Here is an 18,172-nt window from a genome sequence, read left to right as displayed (position 1 = left end):
AAATTGCTGTCATTCGACGTCGCGAGTCGCGTCGGTCAATTCGCTTTTGCGCTCTCGACCAGTGTGCAGCCGCCTTGATCGAGCGGCCGAAACGCCTCGGGCCCGGAGAGAACACCGATGTTTTCCAGCAGGTCCCATTTGCCTTTTGACGTCTTGGGGTCCTTGGCCTTGAGGATATACATATTATGGATCGCGCGGCCGTCCGGACGGACCACGACGCGACCGTACAGCGCGTCGTCAATCGGCTTTTCCTTCATCTTGCGGATGACGGCCTGCGCATCGTTCGTTCCGGCCTCGTTTGCCGCGTTCAGATAGGCCATGACCGACGAATAGACACCGGCATGAAAGGCGGTGGGCGAGTGGCCGTGCTGGCGCTCGCTGAACTTCGCCGACCAGGCACGGCTGGCATCATTGAGATCCCAGTAGAACGGTTGGGTGATGATCATGCCCTGCGCTGTCGCAAGCCCGCTCGATTCGATGTCGTTGGTCGTCGCCAGCAGGGCCGCAAATTGCCGCCCCTTCTCCTTCAGGCCGAATTCGGCGGATTGCTTGATGAGATTGACCGTATCGCCGCCGGCGGTTGCGAACGCGATCACGTCCGCACCGGAGGCGTCGGCCTGGAGAATGAACGAGGCATAGTCCGGGCTGTTGATCGGCACGTTCACCGATCCGAACACGCTGCCACCGCCGGCGGTGATGACGGACGTTCCATCGCGGACCATCGACTTTCCGAGCGCGTTGTCGGTGGCGATGAAGTACCATTTCTTGCCGCCGCGACCGACGAGATACTCGCCAATCGTGTGCGACGACGCCCAGGTGTCGAACGTCCACTGGACGGTATTGGGCGAGCAGAATTTTCCGGTCAGATCCGACGACGCCGCGCTGGATGCGATCAACGCGACCTTGCTGCCGCGCACGACCTCGTTGACGGCGAGCCCGACCGCCGAATTGGGGACATCCGCAACGGCATCGACCCCATCCTGGTCCATCCAGCGCCGGGCGATCGCGGCGCCGATATCGGCCTTGTTCTGGTGATCGGCCGAAATGATCTCCACCTTGAAGCCGGGATTGGCCTTCATGAAATCTTCGGCCGCCATCTTCGCCGCCGTGACCGAGCCCTCGCCGGCATTGTCCGAATACGGACCGGAGGCATCGTTGAGAATGCCGATCTTCATGACGCGAGCAGAATCCGCCAGCGCCGGCGAACACATAGCGGCGATCATCAGGCCCCCGACAATTCGCGATACAAATCTCATGCGTTTCATCCCTTGATTATCGTTGCATTCCGCTAGAGGTCCAAAACGAGCGTGCGCGTCCTGGAGCCCGAGCAGCAGATCATGATCGTCTTGTTGGAGGCCTGCTCTTCCTCGCTCAGATACTGGTCGCGATGATCCGGTGTTCCTTCCAGCACGCGCGTCTCGCAGGTGCCGCAGACGCCTTCGCTGCAGGCGTAGTTGGGAGAGATGCCGGCCTCGAGGAGCGACTCCAAAATGGTTTTGCCCGCTTCCACTGCGACGGTGCGGTCGCTTCTGGCCAGCTTGACCTCGAAGCCCCCCTCGAGAGCCGGGGCCTCCCTAGCCTGGAAATACTCGACGTGCACGCAACCCTCGGGACGGTCGGCCGCGGCCGCCTCGAACGCCTCCAGCATCGGGGCGGGGCCACAGCAGTACAGATGAGCTTGCGCGGGCGCTTGTTTGACGATCGACGCCACGTCGAACATCCGTCCCGAGCGCTCGTCGTCGACGTCGACGTGCAGGTTGAGATGAACGTTGGGCCGCAGGCTTCCGATGTCATCGAGAAACGCCGCGGCAGCACGTGTCCTCACGGCATAGAACAAGTCCCAGGGGCGTCCCAGACATTCAAGCCGGCGGATCATCGACAGCAACGGCGTGATGCCGATGCCCCCGGCGATCAGGACGGATGTCGCCGCATCTTCGCGGAGCGGAAAATTGTTCTTGGGAGCCGAAACCGTCAAAACATCGCCGACCCCGACATGGTCGTGGAGGAAGCTCGACCCTCCCCGGCTGGCCGCGTCCTTGTTGACCGCGATGACGTAGCGATTCCGCTCGCGCTGGTCGTTCAACAGCGAATAGCTCCGGATCATCTTGTCCGGCAGGTGCAGATCGATGTGACTGCCGGCCGTGAATGAATCGAGCTCGCCGCCGCTCGGCGGCACCAACTCGTAGGAGTTGATGCGTTCGGCCTCGTAGGTGATCCGCTTGACGCGAACCGGGATGACACGCTCAGTCATGGCGCCATCCTCTTCGGTTGAGAGGAGGTCCTGTTCACATCTCGTATCCGAAATCGGCGCCGAGCTTGGCCTGCATGAACGGCGCGCCGACGTCGACCCAGGAATCTTCCGGCGGAAGCCGCAAGGATACGGCTCGCACCATGAACACGTCGGGGTCTGCCACGCCCTTTGGCCTGGTGCCATGATCGCGATAGGCGCCCAGCGCTTCGAGGATGAAGCGACGCGTCATCGCGATCCCGGTATCGCTCGAGCAAAGATTTTCTTTTGTCCGGTCGAAGATCGGTGAAACGCCGCTCTGGCAGGCACCGTCCTGTACCCACAGTCCGGGCAAGCCCGAGAACCAGGTCGTGCGCTGGGACTCGTAGTCAAATTGGAAGCCGTTCTGCGGATTGTACCTGGTCCAGTAGCCGGCATAGGGGACCGTCACGGGATGCTGAACGAGCGCGTTGCGACTGGCGTGCCCGCTTTCGCGGCCATTGTGCCCTTCCGCGAAGATCTGCCGTGTCTTGGGGCGGAGCGGCTCGGAAGGATGGTATGAGAACATGATGCAGAGCGTGTTCTCGTCGTCGATCGGCACCCAGGCGTGCCCGCTGAGATCCGGAAACGGAGACAATGGCGGGACCAGCGTGTAGAACGGCAGCATGAACTGGTTCACGCGCCAGTAGAGCGTGTTGGCGTCGTAGTTGCGCCGCGCAGCGATGCTCATCCCGAAATCCTGCTTGATGCATTCGAATGTCGGGCGAAGGTCCCGCTTCTGGATCCACGCACTCGTCGTCCCCTGGGCGTCCAGGCGGCCATGGAGCAACGGCGCGTGCGCCGAATCGATCTCGCCTTCCACGGCCTGCAGCCAGTTGCACTCCTGGACGCGGAGGCTGACATGCACCTGCTCCTGCGGCACGAGATTCCATTCGACGTTCGGAAGCGGCGGCGGATCGGCCTGGTCGGGGCCCATATAGGTCCAGATCATGCCGTTGCGCTCGCGGCATTGGTACGCCTTGATGCGCACCCGCTCCTTGAGACGGCTACGCGCCGGCTCTGCGGGCATGTCCGTGACGGCCCCCGTCACATCGAACTTCCAGCCGTGATAGACGCATCGCAGCCCGCAATCCTCATTGCGGCCGAAGATCAGGGGAGCGCCTCGGTGCGGGCAGGCCTGGTCGACCAGGCCCACGCGCCCTTCGGAGTCCCTGAAAGCGACCAGATCCTCGCCGAGCAACCGGATCCGCCGCGGCTGTCCGTCCGGGGTCAGATCGGCCGAAGGCAGAAACGGAATCCAGTATAGACGGAAGAGTTCGCCAAGCGGCGTGCCCTTCCCGACTCTCACCAACCGCTCATTGTCTTCATGTGAGAGCATGACAATTCTCCATTCGAATCGATGGCTTCAGGTCGTTATGGGTTTGCCGTGGTGAGCAGCGGAGCCACGCGCTCCGCCATACCGAGATCGCGTACCGTCCAGAGTGGATCGCTTGTTGCGAGCGGCTGGCGCGGTATCGGCGGCTGCCGGCCCTGCTCGACCAGGCCGACGATGATTTCGATCCGTCGCCGCTCGAGATCCCGGAGCGCGTGTTCGACCACCGCGCCTTCCGCCGCACAGCCCGGCAGTTCCGGATAAGCGAGCCGGATCAGCCATTGTCCGGGCTCCCGCTCCACAGCTTCCGCTTCGAGCAGATAAGGGATCGCCAGCAATTCGCGCAGATGCAAAGTGACCTCCCTGGTTGCCGCCACGAGCTTGTTAATTGATACGTATACGTACTATAATTCCAATCCTCTTGCAATGGTTCTAATTCGGCCAGTTACGCCGCATTGCGGTAGAGTTGAGCTCGCCGACCCAAGCTGTTACCCGCGAGGCGACCGTCAGGAATCGGAGCGAGGTTGAAGCACATGAGCGCAGGCAAACGCACGGAAACGGATTCGGCGGGGGAGCTTGCGCGCACCTGGCAACTCGAAGGCGGCATCGGATTTCTGTTGCGACTGCTCGAGGCCCGGTATGACGGCCTCTATCAGAGCCTGACCAGACAGAGCGACATCACGCCGCGGCAGTTCGGCGTGCTCATGGCGCTCTATCAGCAGGGTCCGATGACGTCGTCCGTTCTCGCCGACCGCATCAGTTGTGACCGGAACACTCTCAGCGAGATGCTCAAGCGCATGGCCGTGCGGCGGTTGGTCTCAAAGAAGAGCAATCCGGAAGATCGCCGTTCCATTCAGATCCAGATCACCGCCAAGGGCGAGGAAGCATTGCTTGCGGTCATTCCAGCGGCAGCCGAGCTGCAGAGCCTGATGCTGGCGCCCCTGCGCAAGGAAGATCGTGCTCATTTCCTGAAGTGCCTGCTCGCGATCGCAAAGGCCGCCCCCGTCGCCGGCGCACCGGACGAGTGACGCCGATCGCGATCCCGTCGCTTGGTTGTGCGGCCTATCGCGCCCGGCGCGATCTCCTCGACCTGCCGTTCGGAGACCTCAGCCCCTGCTCGGGCTCTTATGCCTCCGCGACGTCTCGTTGGGGACTGCCGAGCCTCGGGATCCGATCCACCTTCAGATGCTTGATGCCGTGCCCGGTCTGGCCGTCCAGCTGATTTTGCCGCTCTCGGATGTCGCCGGGTAGAGCTCGGCCGGGGGGCCTGAGAAGACGCCGGGCGCCTTTCGGCGCCCGACCCACTTGCCAGTCCTGCAGCTCAAAGATATATTGGTCCAACCATTGATCTTACCTAGGCATGGAGGGCGCCCCCATTATGAGCTTCACCGAGGAGCAGGTCGCCTTTCGCGACAGCGTTCAGAAAGTTGTCGCCAAGCACGTGGCCCCGATCGCCGCCGAGATCGACGCGACGGATCGCTTTCCCGAGGAGATCGTCAAGATTTTCGGTGAAATGGGGCTGATGCAGCTCTGGGTGCCCGAGCAGTATGGCGGTCCCAACGGCAATCTCACCATGATGTGCATCGCACGCGAGGAGATCGCGAAAGTCTCGCCGGCCTGCGCTTCGATTGCCGGCCTCAACACGATGTTCATCATGCCGCTGCTGCACTTCGGCTCGGAAGAGCAGCGCAAGCGATTCCTGCCGATCATTGCCGAGGGCGGCGTCGTCACCGCCATCGCCATTTCCGAGCCGCAGGCGGGATCGGACGTCTCCGCCCTCAATACGCGGGCTCGCAAGGACGGCGACAGCTACGTCATCAACGGCAGGAAACAGTGGTGCAGCTACGGCGTTGCCGCCGACTACATCGTCCTGATGGCGCGCACCAGCGACAGTCCCGGCTCGGACGGCATCAGCGCGTTCATTCTCGAGCCCAAGAAAATGCCCGGCATCAGCTTCGGACGCCACGAACGCAAGATGGGTTTCCGCGGGGCGCCAAATACGCCGATCTTCCTGGACAACGTCCGCGTACCCGCCGAGAACCTCGTCGGCGAGGAAGGCAAGGGCTTCAAGGCCTCGATGCGCGCGCTCGACCTCAATCGGCCGACGATCGGCGCCCAATGCGTCGGCCTCGCGCAAGGCGCGTTCGAAGCGAGCCTCGCCTACGCCAAGGAACGAAAGCAGTTCAAAAAGAGCATCTCCGAATTCCAGGGCGTCCAGTTCATCCTGGCCGACATGGCCATGCAGATCGAGGCGGCGCGTGCGCTGGTTTACGAATGCGCCCGCGCCGGAGACGCCGGCGACTGGAAGCGCCTCAACCTGCTCGCGAGCATGGCCAAGTGCTTCAGCAGCGACATGGCGATGAAGGTCACGACCGACGCGGTCCAGGTCTTCGGCGGCTACGGCTACACCATGGATTATCCGGTCGAGCGGATGATGCGTGACGCCAAGTTGACCCAGATCTTCGAGGGAACGAACCAGATCCAGCGCCTCGTCATCGCGCGCGAACTGCTTCGATAGCCGCCAAATCAAGAAACACAGACGTGGAGGAACGCCCTTGAGCCGTACATCGGTCCTGACATCGTGCTCTCTGTTCGCGGCCACTCTGCTGTCCCTCTCGGCCGCGCAGGCCCAGAAGACTTATGATCCGGGCGCCAGCGACACCGAGATCAAGCTGGGTCAATCGACGCCGCTCAGCGGCCCGGCCTCCGCGTTCGGCGCAGGAGCCGGACGGGCGGTGGTCGGCTACTTCGACATGGTCAATGAGGGGGGCGGGATCAACGGACGCAAGATCAGCTTCACTCAACTCGACAACGCCTATAGTGCGCCGAAAGCCGTCGAGCAATCCCGAAAACTCATCGAGGATATCGGCGTGCTTGCCGAGGTCGGCACCATAGGGACCGCGCCGAACGTCGCCATCCAAAAATATCTCAACGCCAAGAAGGTGCCGCAACTCTTCATCACGGCGGGAGGGCGCCGCTTCAACGATCCCGCTCAATTTCCCTGGACCGTCCCGCTCTATCCCGACTTCGAGACCGAAGGCCGCGTCATCGCCAAATACATCCTCAAGGCCCGGCCGGAGGCGAAGATCGGCGTTCTCTATCAGAACGACGATTTCGGGAAGGATTATCTCAAGGGGTTGCGCGCGGGACTCGGCGCGAAGGCGACTCTGATCGTTGCCCAAGCCTCCTATGAAGTTTCCGACCCGACCATCGACTCGCAAATCGTTCAGTTGAAGTCTGCCGGCGTCGACACGCTGATCGAGCAGTCTGCGGCAAAGGCCGCGGCGCAGTCGATCCGCAAGGTTCATGAATTGGACTGGCATCCGCTGCACATCATCGGTGGCTCGACCGCCTCCGTCGAGACGGTGCTGAAGCCCGCCGGCCTTGACGCCTCGCGCGGACTGGTCACCACGCAGTTTCTCAAGCAGCCGGGCGATCCGGCCTGGGCCGACGACGATGAGGTCAAGGCCTACAGGACTTTTCTCAAGAAACATGCGCCGTCAGTCAATCCAGACGATTACTCGGTGCTCGTCGCCTACATGAACGTCAACGCGCTCGGGGCCGTTCTGAAGGCCTGCGGCGACGAGTTGACCCGGGCGAACCTGATTCGAAAGGCGACATCCCTGCACGGCGAGCGAATGCCGATGATGCTGCCAGGTATCACCATCAGCACCACACCCGAAGACTACACGGCGTTCAAGACGCTGCGCATCGCCGTTTTCGATGGAACCAGCTGGAGTCTGTCCGGTGAGCCGATGACGGCGGATTAGGAGAAGAGATCCAGTGGGTCGCGTCTCGTGCGCGCCCACCGGAAGTTTCGCCTTCGCATTCGGCACCACCGATCGCAGAGTAGCGTCAAAGACTGATGTGGAAGCCGCCGTTGACTCCGATGTGCTGGCCCGTCGTGTACGAGGACGCATCGGAGAGCAGGAAGCAGACGGTCCGCACCACTTCGTCCGCTGTCGCCCAGCGTGCAAGCGGGATCTGCGCCAACATGCCATCGCGGAATTTCTCGCCGCGTACGACCTCGGTCATCGGCGTTTCGACGACGCCAAAGCAGATCGAATTGGTCCGGATGTTGTATTTGCCCCACTCCCGGGCCGCGGTCATGGTCATGCCGAGCAATCCGGCCTTGGCGGCGGCATAGTTGATCTGGCCTACCGACCCCTTTCGTCCCGCGTCAGACGAGATATTGACGATGGCTCCTCCCGAGGCGTCGCCGTCCTTGGCGCGCTGCACCAGGTGGCGTCCCACCGCCTGCAGCCAGATGAACGCGCCCGTGAGATGAACATCGATGACCTCGCGCCATTGATGCATGCTCATCTTTTCGATCATGGCGGGACGAATGATGCCGGCATTGTTGACCAGTCCGTTCACCGAACCGAACCGCCCGACGGCATCAGCGACGGTGCTCGCGGCCAACTCCGCGTCCGTGACGCTGCCGACGACCTTCATCACCCGCGCCGCAGGCAACGCCGCCAGGGCCGGCCCAAGCGCCTCGCCGTTGAGATCGACGGCGACGACGTTCGCCCCGAGTTCGATCGCCAATTCGGCCGTTGCCTTGCCGATCCCCTGTGCGGCGCCGGTGACGACGATCGTCCGGCCTTGTAGGGACACCATGTTTTTCGTCATTCCCAATTCCTCAGTTTCTAGTGAAGTCCAACATCTTGTGTGCGCACCGCTTCGCGCGAATCAGGTCGTTGCCCAGCCGTGACTGAGAACCAGCGCGTCGCGCTCGACGACACGCGCCTGAAATGCGATGCGGTCAGCGAGGCGCCAGCATTCGAGCTGGATCGTGTCTCCAGGAAAGACCGGCGCGGACATCCGGGCGCGGATCGTCTTCAGCCCTGCGGGATCTCCGTCGCAGAAGGTCTCCACCAAGCCGCGACAGGCAAATCCATAAGTCGCAAGCCCGTGCAGGATGGGCCTCCGGAAGCCGGCCTTGCTGGCAACCGCGGGGTCTATGTGCAGGGGATTGAGGTCTCCCGACAGGCGATAAAGCACTGCCTGGTCCGGGCGCGTAGATAACGTGATGACGCGGTCCGGCCTACGATCAGGGACTGGCGTCGGAGCGGCGGCGGGTTCGTCGCCGCCGGCGGCTTGTGAGAAGCCGCCGTCGCCGCGAAGGAAGAGCACCTGCTCACTGACGGCCACCAGTCGTTGGTTCGCTTCGTCCCATAGTTCCTTCTCGACATGCATGATGGCGCCCTTGCCCTCGCCCTTGTCGACAAGCCGTGCGACGCGACTCTTGCCGATGAGAATTCCGCTTGGAGGAAGTGCGGCGTGCATCTTCACGGACTGCTCGCCATGCACCATTTTCGCGAAATTGATGCCGAGCTCCGCATTGTCCCTCATCCAGGCACCCGGCGACGCCAGAACGGTCGCCATGGTCGGAAGTGTCACCAGATCCTTTTCGTATACGAGGCGCAGTTGCCGCTCGTGCGATGGATCGCTCGCGGCACCGACACCGAGTGCGTAGAGAATGGTGTCTCTTGCCGTGTAGACATGGCGGACGTCGCCGGAGCGCCAGGCCCGCGTCTTTGCATAATCAACCATCGCGGACAGCCCTCCCCTCGGGACACCGGTCGCGCCAAAAACAAATGTAGCCTATTGGTCTTTGGTTGAACCAATGATATAGACCCGGCCTGTCGTGGTCAACAATGCACAGTGCAGATGCACGGCCACGGGCTGAACATAAGCTCGAGAGACCTGATGAGCATTCGACGCAAAGCCTGCATCGCGGGCGCCTATGAGCACCCCACCCGAAAAGCACCGGACAAAACGGTCGCCCAGCTGCACGCCGAATGTGCGCGCGGAGCCCTGGAAGACGCTGGCCTGCGCCTTGAGGATGTTGATGGCTATTTCTGCGCGGGCGACGCGCCGGGCCTCGGCGCGAACAGCATGGCGGATTATCTGGGGCTCCGGCCGCGCCATGTGGACAGCACCGACACCGGCGGCTCCGCCTATTTGGTTCACGTCTCGCATGCCGCCCAGGCGATCGCGATGGGCAAGTGCAACGTGGCCCTGATCACGCTCGCGGGCCGGCCGCGGAGCGAGGGATCGAGCGGCGTGGCGCCAAGGCTCGTCGGCGCCGGAACGCCCGATGTGCCCTGGGAGGCGCCTTATGCCCCGGTGACGGTCAATATGTATGCGCTCGCGGCGGCCCGTCACATGTACGAGTACGGCACGACGAGCGAACAGCTGGCGTGGATCAAGGTCGCGGCCGCCACGCACGCGCAGCACAATCCGAATGCGATGTTGCGCGAACAGGTCACGGTCGACGATGTCCTCGCCTCGCCGATGATCTCCGATCCCTTGCACCGCCTCGACTGTTGCGTCGTCAGCGATGGCGGCGGTGCCCTGCTCGTCGTTCGCCCCGAGATCGCGCGTTCGCTCAAGCGTCCCATCGTTAACGTTCTCGGTGCCGGCGAAGCGATCAAAGGTCAGCTCAACGGGCAGGTCGACCTGACGTTCTCGGGCGCAGCGTGGTCCGGTCCTCGCGCGTTCGAGGAAGCCGGGGTCAAGCCGTCCGACGTCCAATATGCCTCGATCTACGGCAGCTTCACCATCACGGTGCTGATGCAGATCGAAGATCTCAGGTTTTGCGAGAAGGGCAAGGGCGGACGTTTTGTCGCGGACGGCAATCTGATTTCCGGAGTCGGCAAGCTGCCGTTCAACACCGACGGCGGCGGACTTTGCAACAACCATCCTGCCAATCGCGGCGGCATCACCAAGGTCATCGAGGCCGTCCGCCAACTGCGCGGCGAAGCCCACCCCAAGGTGCAGGTTCCAAATTGCAGCCTTGCCCTGGCCCAGGGCACCGGCGGCCTGCTCGGCTCGCGCCATGGCAGTGCCACCCTCATCATGGAGCGCGCATGAGATGATGACGATGTATCAGGACCGCCCCCTCGGCTCGGCGGTGCATGACGCCGCAACCGAGTCCTTCTTTGCCGCGACCGCAGGCGGATCGCTTCGCGTGAAAACCTGCGTTTCCTGCCGCAAGCCGCATTGGTATCCGCGGCCGCTTTGCCCCTATTGTCTCGGCGACACCGAATGGAGCGACGTCACCGGCAAGGGTGAAATCTACAGCGTCAGCGTCACCCGCCGTGCCGGCCCCACCCCATATGCCATCGCCTATGTGAGACTCGACGAAGGCGTCACGATGTTGAGCAATATCGTCGATTGCGACTTCGATTCGCTGCGGATCGGGCAACGCGTCCACGTCATCTTCAAGCCGGCCGAGGACGGGACGATGATCCCGATGTTCGCCCCGGATCCGGGCTGACGAACGGCCCAGGAGCACCTTCATGTCGCTCGATCCAAAGCTTCGGCGATCGCTTTCGTTGCCCGCCGTCTGCGCGCCGATGTTCCTTGTCAGCGGCCCTGATCTCGTCCGCGAGGCCTGCAAGGCGGGCGTGATTGGCGCCCTGCCACGCCAGAACGCCCGCTCGTTCGACGAGTTCGCCGACTGGCTGCGCACGATATCCGCGGATTTGCGCGAACACGCCGCGCAGGCGCCGGGACCAGTCGGTCCACTTGCGGTGAACCTGTCTGCAAGGACGCCGGAGGACCAGATCGGAAGCCACCTCGATCTATGCGCCGAACAGAACGTTGACGTTGACATCGTCATCACCGTCGGCGGCAATCCTAGGATCATTGTTCAACAGGCGCATGATCGTGGAATAAAGGTTTTCCACGACATCACCAGCATCCCTTTCGCCGAGCGGGCCATCGCAGCCGGCGTCGACGGCCTCATCTGCATCGGCGCTGGGGGTGGCGGTCACTCCGGTACGATCAGCCACCTCGCATTGATCCGCAAAGTGCGCTCGATCTTCAACGGGACGATCGTCATGGCCGGTGCCATTTCCGACGGCGCCACCATCCGTGCGGCGGAAGTGCTCGGCGCCGACCTGGCCTATCTCGGGACCAGGTTCATCGCCACCAGGGAATCGCTGGCGCCCGACGAATACAAGCGCATGATCGTATCGCAGACGTCCGCAGACCTGATTTACACGGAGAAGGTTGCCGGCGTGGCCGCGAACTGGCTGACCGCGTCGTTGTGCGCTGCTGGCCTCGATCCGGACGCCTTGCCCGAGCCGAAGGGCAAGGGCATGCGGCACGACCATCTGCCTGAGAGCGCGAAACCCTGGAAGAACCTGTGGAGCGCGGGTCAGGGGATCGATCTGATCGACGAAATTCCGGCGGTAGCGGACCTGGTTCTGAAGCTAAAGCGGGAATATGCGGAAGCTTGCCAGATCCCCGCTATGGTCTGAGGTCGCTTTCGGACTCGGCTTTCGACTCGCGTGAAGAACTGGCCGGGATCGCACCCGGCCTTTGACGTCGACGCCTTGCCGGACCGTCCCCGGCGCGGCCGCATCAATCTCATTCGGTGATTTCCTCAAAGCCCGAGCACCTGCTTGGCAATGATGTCGCGCTGGATTTCGGAACTCCCGCCGAAGATCGTGTTGGCGCGGCCGTTGAGGTGACGAGGAACCACGCTTAGGACTTCTTCCGGGATGAGCGGCCGGTCCTTAAGGGCATGGAGAGGACGGCGCGTTTCCTCCACCAGCGCATTTTGTCCGACCATTTCAACTCCCACGCGCGAGATGGCCTGGTGAATCTCGCTCGCACGCAGCTTGAGCACAGACGACACCGGTCCCGGATTTTCGCCTCTTTGCAGGGCTGACAACACCTGCAATTCGAGGAACTCCAGTGTCTGGACGTCAAGCTCGATTTCCGACAGTTTGGTTGCGATCTCCTGAAGCAATATCGCCTTGTAGGATAGGCCGGAGTTGGCCAATCCCCGCACCTTCTCGAGCGCATATCTCAGTTTCGGCGAGTTGACTCCGCCGCCTCGCTCGAATTCGAGCAGATACTTGCCGCAGGTCCAACCCCGCCCTTCCTCGCCGACGAGATTGGTGACGGGGACTTCCACCTCGTCGAAGAACACCTGATTGACGTCATGGTCCCCGCTGATCATCATGATCGGGCGGATGGTGATGCCTGGGGATGCCATGTCAATGAGCAGAAAGCTGATGCCGTCCTGTTGCCTCGGCTCGTCGCTGGTTCGGACCAGCGCGAACATGCGGTTTGCGAAGTGCGCATGCGTTGTCCAGATCTTGGTGCCGTTGACGATGTAATGGTCGCCCCGGCGAACGGCGCGTGTCTTCAGCGAGGCGAGGTCCGATCCCGAGCCTGGTTCCGAATAGCCCTGGCACCACCGATCTTCGCCGCTCAGGATGCGCGGCAGGTAGAACTTCTTTTGCTCCGAGGTCCCGAAGCGCATCAAGACCGGTCCGACCATCTTGATACCCATGGGAGATAGCTGCGGCGCCCCTGCTGCGGCACACCCGGATTCGAAGATCCATCGCTGCGTCGCCGTCCAGCCCGGACCACCATGCTCCCGGGGCCAACCGGGTGCAACCCAGCCTCGCTCATGCAAAGCCCTTTGCCATGGCGCGACGATATCGGGATCTGAGAAGAAGGACACGTTGAGAGAGCTGGCCCGCCGCAGCTCGGGAGAAAGACGCGCCACGATAAATGCTCGCACCTCATCTCTGAACCGCAATTCCTCGGGCGTGAACGATAGCGACATGGTTGATCTCATTCCGCCCGGGAGTTGCCAAATAGCTCGGCGTGACGCCGCAGATGATAATCCACGCTTCCGAAAAGTGCTTCGAAAACCAGCAGCCGTTTGAAATAAAGGCCGAGATCGAGTTCGTCGGTGACGCCCATTGCGCCGTGGAGTTGCACCGCCTGCTCCGCGACATTGCGCGCACAGCGGCCGATTTTCACCTTGGCGCCGGACGCGGCGAGCGACCGCTGCATCGAATCGGTATCGGCTCCCACGAGAAGAGCCGCACGCGCCGCCATCGCTCGGGCCTCCTCGCATTGAACATACATGTCGGCCAGCCTGTGACGGATCACCTGGTTGGCCGCGAGCGGCCGACCGAATTGCTTGCGCACCTTTGTATAGTCAAGCGTGGTGTCGAACATGCTTCTCATCATGCCGGCGGCCTCTGCGCTGAGCGCAACAATCGCCCGATTGACGACGCTCTGGATCGTCGGCAACACGTCCGCACCGGCTCCGAGCCGCGCATCGGGCACGAGCCGGGCGTGGTCGAATGTCAGCTCCGCGACGCGGCCCCCACCGAGACGTGGTGCATCGCGCAATGTCACTCCTGCGGCATCCTTCGGCACCAGGAAGAGAGCAAGTCCGGCACCCTGAGCATCGGGCAAGCGCGCCGACACCATATGGACGTCCGCAGAGACCGCGTCGAGCACGGCGATCTTGCGTCCGTGGAGCGTCCAGCCATGATTGTCAGTCTGCGCCAGGGTCTGGACCTCGGAAAGACCTGCCCTTGCGTCCGACTCGTAGTGAGCGAACGACAACAGACGCTCGCCGTTGATGATGGCCGGCAGCAACGCCTTCTGCTGCTCTTCCGTGCCACATTCGGCAACCAGGGCCCCTGCCAGCAGCACCGTCGAGAGATAAGGCTCGGTCGCAAGCCCCCGGCCGAACTCCTCCATCAGGATCCCGACCTCGACGGGCCCTCCGCCGAAGCCGCCAACCTCCTCCGGAAACGGAAGCCCGAGCCAGCCCAGATCCGCAAACTTGCCCCAGTTCTCGCGCTTGAATCCCGTGGGATCCTGCATCGCATGGCGACGTGCGATCGGCTCGCAATGTTCAGCGATGAACCGTTGCGCGCTATGGCGCAGCATCTGCTGCGCTTCGCTCGGCGTCAGATCCATCCCTCAGCTCCACACATCACACCTACCGGTCCCGCTTTCCGGGCGCGCAGATCGGTCATCTTCTAATGGAGTCGCGAGAAACGGATTGGAAGCCGCTTCAAGCCGCCGACGAAGGTGGTCTCGGTCCAGGCCGGCTCGCCAGCAAGTTCGATTCCATCGACGCGCGAGAGCAGCTCGCGCATGAAGGCAATCATTTCGACCTTCGCGAGATACATTCCAAGACAGGCGTGGATGCCGAAACCAAAGCCGACGTGGCGGTTCGGCGTCCGGTCGGCGATAAATGCGAAGGGACGCTCGAAGGCATCCTCATCCCGATTCGCAGACGGATAGGCCATCAGCAGGTTATCGCCTTGTTTGATGGTCTTGCCGCGCAACGTATAGGGCTCGGTCGCGGTCCGGAAGAAATGCTTCACCGGAGATACCCAGCGCACCATTTCCTCGACGGCTGCGGGAATGAGATCTGGATTTTCCTTCAGCTTCCGCATCTCTCCGGGATTCTCGATCAAGGCGAGCAGACCGCCGGAGAGCGTTGCGCTGGTCGTGTCGTGACCGGCACTGGCGAGCGCCACGTAATAGGACGAGGTCTCGAATTCGCCTATCGGCTTGCCGTCGACCTCGGCTGTCGCAATGATGCTGGCGAGGTCGTCCGTGGGATTCTGCCGTCGTTCCCGCGCCACCTCCTTGAAGAAGTTCACATAGGCGAAGGTGGCATCGATCAGGTCATTGCCACGCTGCATCTCCGCATCGCCGCCGCCGAAATACGCTCGGGTGATGTCGAGCAGTCGCTGGCCATGTTCATCCGGAATTCCGAGGATAAGCATGATGACCTTGAGCGGATACCACCCTGCGACATCCTTGTAGAAGTCGCACTCAGTCCCCTTGTCCAGCATCTGGTCGACACTGGCCCGTGCGATCAAAGCGATCCTGTCTTCGAGATGACGCACTTCACGCGGCTGAAACCAGGCATGCGTGATCTTCTTGTACTTGGCATGATCCGGATTATCCATGTGATTGATCGCGCGAACCAGCATTGGACGGCCCGCCATCGCTTCCCGGACCTTTGTCTCGAAATCGATGGACAAAAGCTTGGTACGCGGCGCGTTGATGAACCTCTCGTTCTGCCGTTCGATCTCGATGACGTCCTGATGCTTGCTGACCGTCCAGAACGGACGGAAGCCCGGAGGTTCGGTCCAATGCACGGGATCCTCCTTGCGAAGGGTCGAGAACAGGACATGCTGCCTGTCGAGAGCACCGTAAGTTTTGTCGTCAACGATCGCCTGATCCAAATTCGTATCTTGCATCGCGTCCTCCCCTGGTTTCCTGTTCAGTTCATCCGCAGCACCGGCTTGACGATTGCGCCGGTTTCCATGTCCTCGACGGCCTGGTTGATCTTGTCGAACGGATAGAAGCTGACGATCTTGTCGAGCGGCAGCCGCCCTTGGCGGAAGAAGTCGACAAGTCGCGGCAGGAAGATCGTGGGCACGGCGTCACCCTCGACGACGCCCCGCACCGTCAGACCTCCGCCAACCAGGACGCTCGCCTCCACGGGAAACCGTGTCCCGCGCGGCGGTGCGGCGACCTGAGCGGATGACCCGCGCTGCCGCAGGCACGCGATCGAGGCCGCGACCACCTCGGGCACACCCGTGGTGTCGATCGAATGATCGACGCCGCGGCCGCTGCCGAGCGCGGCGACTGCCTTGGCAAGATCGGATGTCCGGCCGTCGACTGTGTGGGTTGCTCCGACGTCGCGCGCTCGGACAAGCCGTTCGTCCCGGATGTCGACGGCAACGATCGTGCTGCATCCCGTTAGTTTAGCAGCCATGATCGCCGCCATCCCGACTGCGCCGACGCCAAACACCGCGATTGACGCACCCGGCCGAGGCGACAGCACGTTGAGGACTGCGCCTGCACCGGTCTGGATCCCGCAGCCCAAGGGCGCGAGCAGCGCGAGCGGCAGATCCTTTCCGATCTTCACCACGTTCCGGGCCGTTGCAATGGCATGGGTCGCGAATGCCGATTGCGCAAAGAAGTAGCCGCCAAGCTCGGCACCCCGGTAACGGAGGCCCGAGCCGCCGCGCCGCTGACCGAACAGGTTGATCATCCCGAACTCATCACAATAGCCGGGCGCGCCGAGCTGGCACTGTCCGCACGCACCGCAGGAGCCAAAGCTCATCAGGACGCTGTCTCCCTCGCTCAAGCCAACCACGCCCGGACCGACGCGTTCGATCACGCCCGCGCCCTCATGGCCGAGAATCTTGGGCAGCGGCACGGGGATGTGCTGCAGTTTCACCGCGAGATCGGTATGGCAGATGCCGCAAGCCTCGACGCGGACCAGCACCTCTCCGGGCGCAAGATCATCCGACAGATCGCAGCTGATCAGCTCGAACGGGCGGTCCGGCGCAACTGCGACTGCGGCTGTGATCTTCATGCTCGTCTTCTCTCTTGCAATTGCGCAGTCCCCGTCAAACCATGCGGAAACGATGTGTGGCGAGCGATCAATGGAGTTGAAAGCGGATCGGGAGCCGCTTGGGCCCGTTGACGAACCAGGAAACGGTCATTGCTCCGGCGCCGTCGAGCGCGACCGATGAGATCCGCTGCAACAATTCTTCGAACAGGATCCGCATCTCGAGCTTGGCAAGATACTGTCCCAGACACAGATGGGCGCCGTAGCCGAAGGCGAGGTGCCGGTTCGGCGACCGATCGATCCGGAACGCGTCAGGATCCTGGAAGACGGCCTCATCGCGATTGGCGGAGGCGTAGCACAGCATCAGCCAATCACCGCGCCCGATGGAGCGGCCGTCGAGCTCGGTGTCCTCGGCCGCGGTGCGCATGAAATGCTTGACCGGCGTGGTCCAGCGGATCGCCTCGTCGACGAAACCGGGGATCAGGGCAGGATTGGCTTTCAACCGCTCGAACTGCTCCGGATGCTCGCAAAGCGCCCACATCCCGCCCGCACTCGAGGACGATGTCGTGTCGTGGCCGGCGGTGGCGATCGTCACGAAATAGCTGAGCGCATCCAGGTCGGAAATCGGCGCGCCGTCGATCTGCGCATTGGCTATGACGCTTGCAAGATCATCGGACGGATTGGCGCGCCGGTCCGCAACCACGGACGAGAAGAACTCGCCGAACTCCGAGACCACGTCGGACAGAGCCGCGGCGCCGTCATTTTGACCCTTGCGCGCGTTGTCCGGGTCCTTGGTGCCGAAGAACTCTTGCGTCAGGCGCAACATCCTGGGCTCATGAACCGGATCGATGCCCAGGATCGTCATCACGACCCGAAGGGGAAACCCGAGTGCGATTTCAGAGACGAAGTCGCAACGCCCGCGGGACATCGCGAGGCGATCTGCATAGCTTCTCGCGAGGTCGCGAATCTTGCCTTCGATCGAACGCAAATTACCCGGCGTGAACCATTTCTGCGTCAATGCCCGGAACTTGGGATGATCGGGCGCATCCATCTGCACCAGGGTGCGGAGCAGCCCGTGGCCACCCGTTGCCGCCTCGATCCTGGCTTCGGCTTTGCTGCTCAGCAACGCCACCGGGCGATCACTGCTGCGAAACAGCTGGCTCTGCTGGCTGACGGTCTGAATGTCCGCGTGACGCGTGACGACCCAGAAAGGGTTGAAGCCGCGCGGGCTGGCCTTTCCGAGCGGCTGATTGACGCGCAGCCAGCGATAGGCGTCGAAGATGCGCTGAGTGCCATAGGCTGCGGGGTCCGTCAGCACGGCCACGATATCGTCGGGGATTTGAAAATTCGCAGCGCTCAACCCTGGTCCCCCCTCTTTCATGTCGCCGTGCTCAAGGGGGTCAGGAAGGAAGCCCAG

General features: G+C 62.5%; 17 protein-coding genes. 6 read left to right on the top strand and 11 right to left on the bottom strand.

Annotated features, from left to right (window positions below; genetic code table 11):
• Positions 1–35: 35 nt before the first annotated feature.
• From RX329_RS17475 to RX329_RS17460, 4 genes are read right to left on the bottom strand one after another with little or no spacing between them, the layout of a single operon-like run.
• Complete coding sequence (locus RX329_RS17475) at positions 36–1,256, bottom strand: ABC transporter substrate-binding protein (RefSeq protein WP_317246171.1); 1,221 nt, start codon at positions 1,254–1,256, stop codon at positions 36–38.
• 32 nt (positions 1,257–1,288) lie between these two features.
• Positions 1,289–2,251: a PDR/VanB family oxidoreductase gene (locus RX329_RS17470; protein ID WP_085384143.1), complete on the bottom strand. Its 963-nt coding sequence runs from the start codon at positions 2,249–2,251 to the stop codon at positions 1,289–1,291.
• Positions 2,252–2,285: 34 nt separating this feature from the next.
• Positions 2,286–3,605, bottom strand: coding sequence for a Rieske 2Fe-2S domain-containing protein (locus RX329_RS17465; protein WP_085384142.1), 1,320 nt, complete (start codon positions 3,603–3,605; stop codon positions 2,286–2,288).
• Positions 3,606–3,640: 35 nt separating this feature from the next.
• Positions 3,641–3,952: a hypothetical protein gene (locus RX329_RS17460; RefSeq protein ID WP_085384141.1), complete on the bottom strand. Its 312-nt coding sequence runs from the start codon at positions 3,950–3,952 to the stop codon at positions 3,641–3,643.
• Positions 3,953–4,132: 180 nt separating this feature from the next.
• Here RX329_RS17460 and RX329_RS17455 point away from each other — a divergent pair, with 180 nt between their 5' ends.
• The 3 genes from RX329_RS17455 (at position 4,133) to RX329_RS17445 (ending at position 7,369) form a co-directional block, all read left to right on the top strand.
• Positions 4,133–4,627: a MarR family winged helix-turn-helix transcriptional regulator gene (locus tag RX329_RS17455; protein WP_085384140.1), complete on the top strand. Its 495-nt coding sequence runs from the start codon at positions 4,133–4,135 to the stop codon at positions 4,625–4,627.
• Between the two features lie 350 nt (positions 4,628–4,977).
• Entirely contained in the window at positions 4,978–6,117 is a 1,140-nt protein-coding gene (locus RX329_RS17450) for an acyl-CoA dehydrogenase family protein (protein WP_085384138.1), read from the top strand.
• Positions 6,118–6,154: 37 nt separating this feature from the next.
• Entirely contained in the window at positions 6,155–7,369 is a 1,215-nt protein-coding gene (locus RX329_RS17445; RefSeq protein ID WP_317246170.1) for an ABC transporter substrate-binding protein, read from the top strand.
• Between the two features lie 85 nt (positions 7,370–7,454).
• Here the strand turns inward: RX329_RS17445 and RX329_RS17440 are convergent, their stop codons facing one another.
• Together RX329_RS17440 and RX329_RS17435 are read right to left on the bottom strand one after the other, a co-directional pair.
• Positions 7,455–8,231 (bottom strand): SDR family NAD(P)-dependent oxidoreductase, encoded by a 777-nt coding sequence (locus RX329_RS17440; protein ID WP_085384137.1) that lies wholly within the window; start codon positions 8,229–8,231, stop codon positions 7,455–7,457.
• Between the two features lie 60 nt (positions 8,232–8,291).
• Positions 8,292–9,155 (bottom strand): MaoC/PaaZ C-terminal domain-containing protein, encoded by an 864-nt coding sequence (locus RX329_RS17435; RefSeq protein ID WP_085384136.1) that lies wholly within the window; start codon positions 9,153–9,155, stop codon positions 8,292–8,294.
• Positions 9,156–9,311: 156 nt separating this feature from the next.
• Here RX329_RS17435 and RX329_RS17430 point away from each other — a divergent pair, with 156 nt between their 5' ends.
• From RX329_RS17430 to RX329_RS17420, 3 genes are read left to right on the top strand one after another with little or no spacing between them, the layout of a single operon-like run.
• Positions 9,312–10,478, top strand: a complete 1,167-nt coding sequence (locus RX329_RS17430) for a thiolase domain-containing protein (RefSeq protein ID WP_317246169.1) — start codon at positions 9,312–9,314, stop codon at positions 10,476–10,478.
• A gap of 1 nt (position 10,479) precedes the next feature.
• Positions 10,480–10,884 carry a Zn-ribbon domain-containing OB-fold protein gene (locus RX329_RS17425; RefSeq protein WP_085384135.1) on the top strand — a complete coding sequence of 135 codons (405 nt, stop codon included), beginning with the start codon at positions 10,480–10,482 and terminating at the stop codon, positions 10,882–10,884.
• A gap of 22 nt (positions 10,885–10,906) precedes the next feature.
• Positions 10,907–11,872: an NAD(P)H-dependent flavin oxidoreductase gene (locus RX329_RS17420; RefSeq protein ID WP_085384134.1), complete on the top strand. Its 966-nt coding sequence runs from the start codon at positions 10,907–10,909 to the stop codon at positions 11,870–11,872.
• A gap of 125 nt (positions 11,873–11,997) precedes the next feature.
• Here RX329_RS17420 and RX329_RS17415 read toward each other — a convergent pair whose 3' ends face one another.
• The 5 genes from RX329_RS17415 to RX329_RS17395 all read right to left on the bottom strand — a co-directional run bounded on the left by RX329_RS17415 (position 11,998) and on the right by RX329_RS17395 (position 18,136).
• On the bottom strand, positions 11,998–13,194 hold the full coding sequence (locus RX329_RS17415) for an acyl-CoA dehydrogenase family protein (RefSeq protein ID WP_085384133.1): 1,197 nt from the start codon (positions 13,192–13,194) through the stop codon (positions 11,998–12,000).
• Positions 13,195–13,202: 8 nt separating this feature from the next.
• On the bottom strand, positions 13,203–14,351 hold the full coding sequence (locus RX329_RS17410; RefSeq protein ID WP_085384132.1) for an acyl-CoA dehydrogenase family protein: 1,149 nt from the start codon (positions 14,349–14,351) through the stop codon (positions 13,203–13,205).
• Positions 14,352–14,413: 62 nt separating this feature from the next.
• Positions 14,414–15,652 (bottom strand): cytochrome P450, encoded by a 1,239-nt coding sequence (locus RX329_RS17405; RefSeq protein WP_085384131.1) that lies wholly within the window; start codon positions 15,650–15,652, stop codon positions 14,414–14,416.
• Between the two features lie 23 nt (positions 15,653–15,675).
• Positions 15,676–16,779, bottom strand: a complete 1,104-nt coding sequence (locus tag RX329_RS17400; RefSeq protein ID WP_085384130.1) for an NAD(P)-dependent alcohol dehydrogenase — start codon at positions 16,777–16,779, stop codon at positions 15,676–15,678.
• A gap of 67 nt (positions 16,780–16,846) precedes the next feature.
• Positions 16,847–18,136, bottom strand: a complete 1,290-nt coding sequence (locus RX329_RS17395) for a cytochrome P450 (RefSeq protein WP_198957588.1) — start codon at positions 18,134–18,136, stop codon at positions 16,847–16,849.
• Positions 18,137–18,172 lie beyond the last annotated feature (36 nt).

Origin of the sequence: Bradyrhizobium sp. BWC-3-1, assembly GCF_032917965.1 — a bacterium.
Taxonomy (GTDB): Bacteria; Pseudomonadota; Alphaproteobacteria; order Rhizobiales; family Xanthobacteraceae; genus Bradyrhizobium; species Bradyrhizobium canariense_D.
The sequence above is the reverse complement of the archived record's forward strand: the minus strand, read 5'-3'. Positions and strand labels throughout refer to the sequence as shown.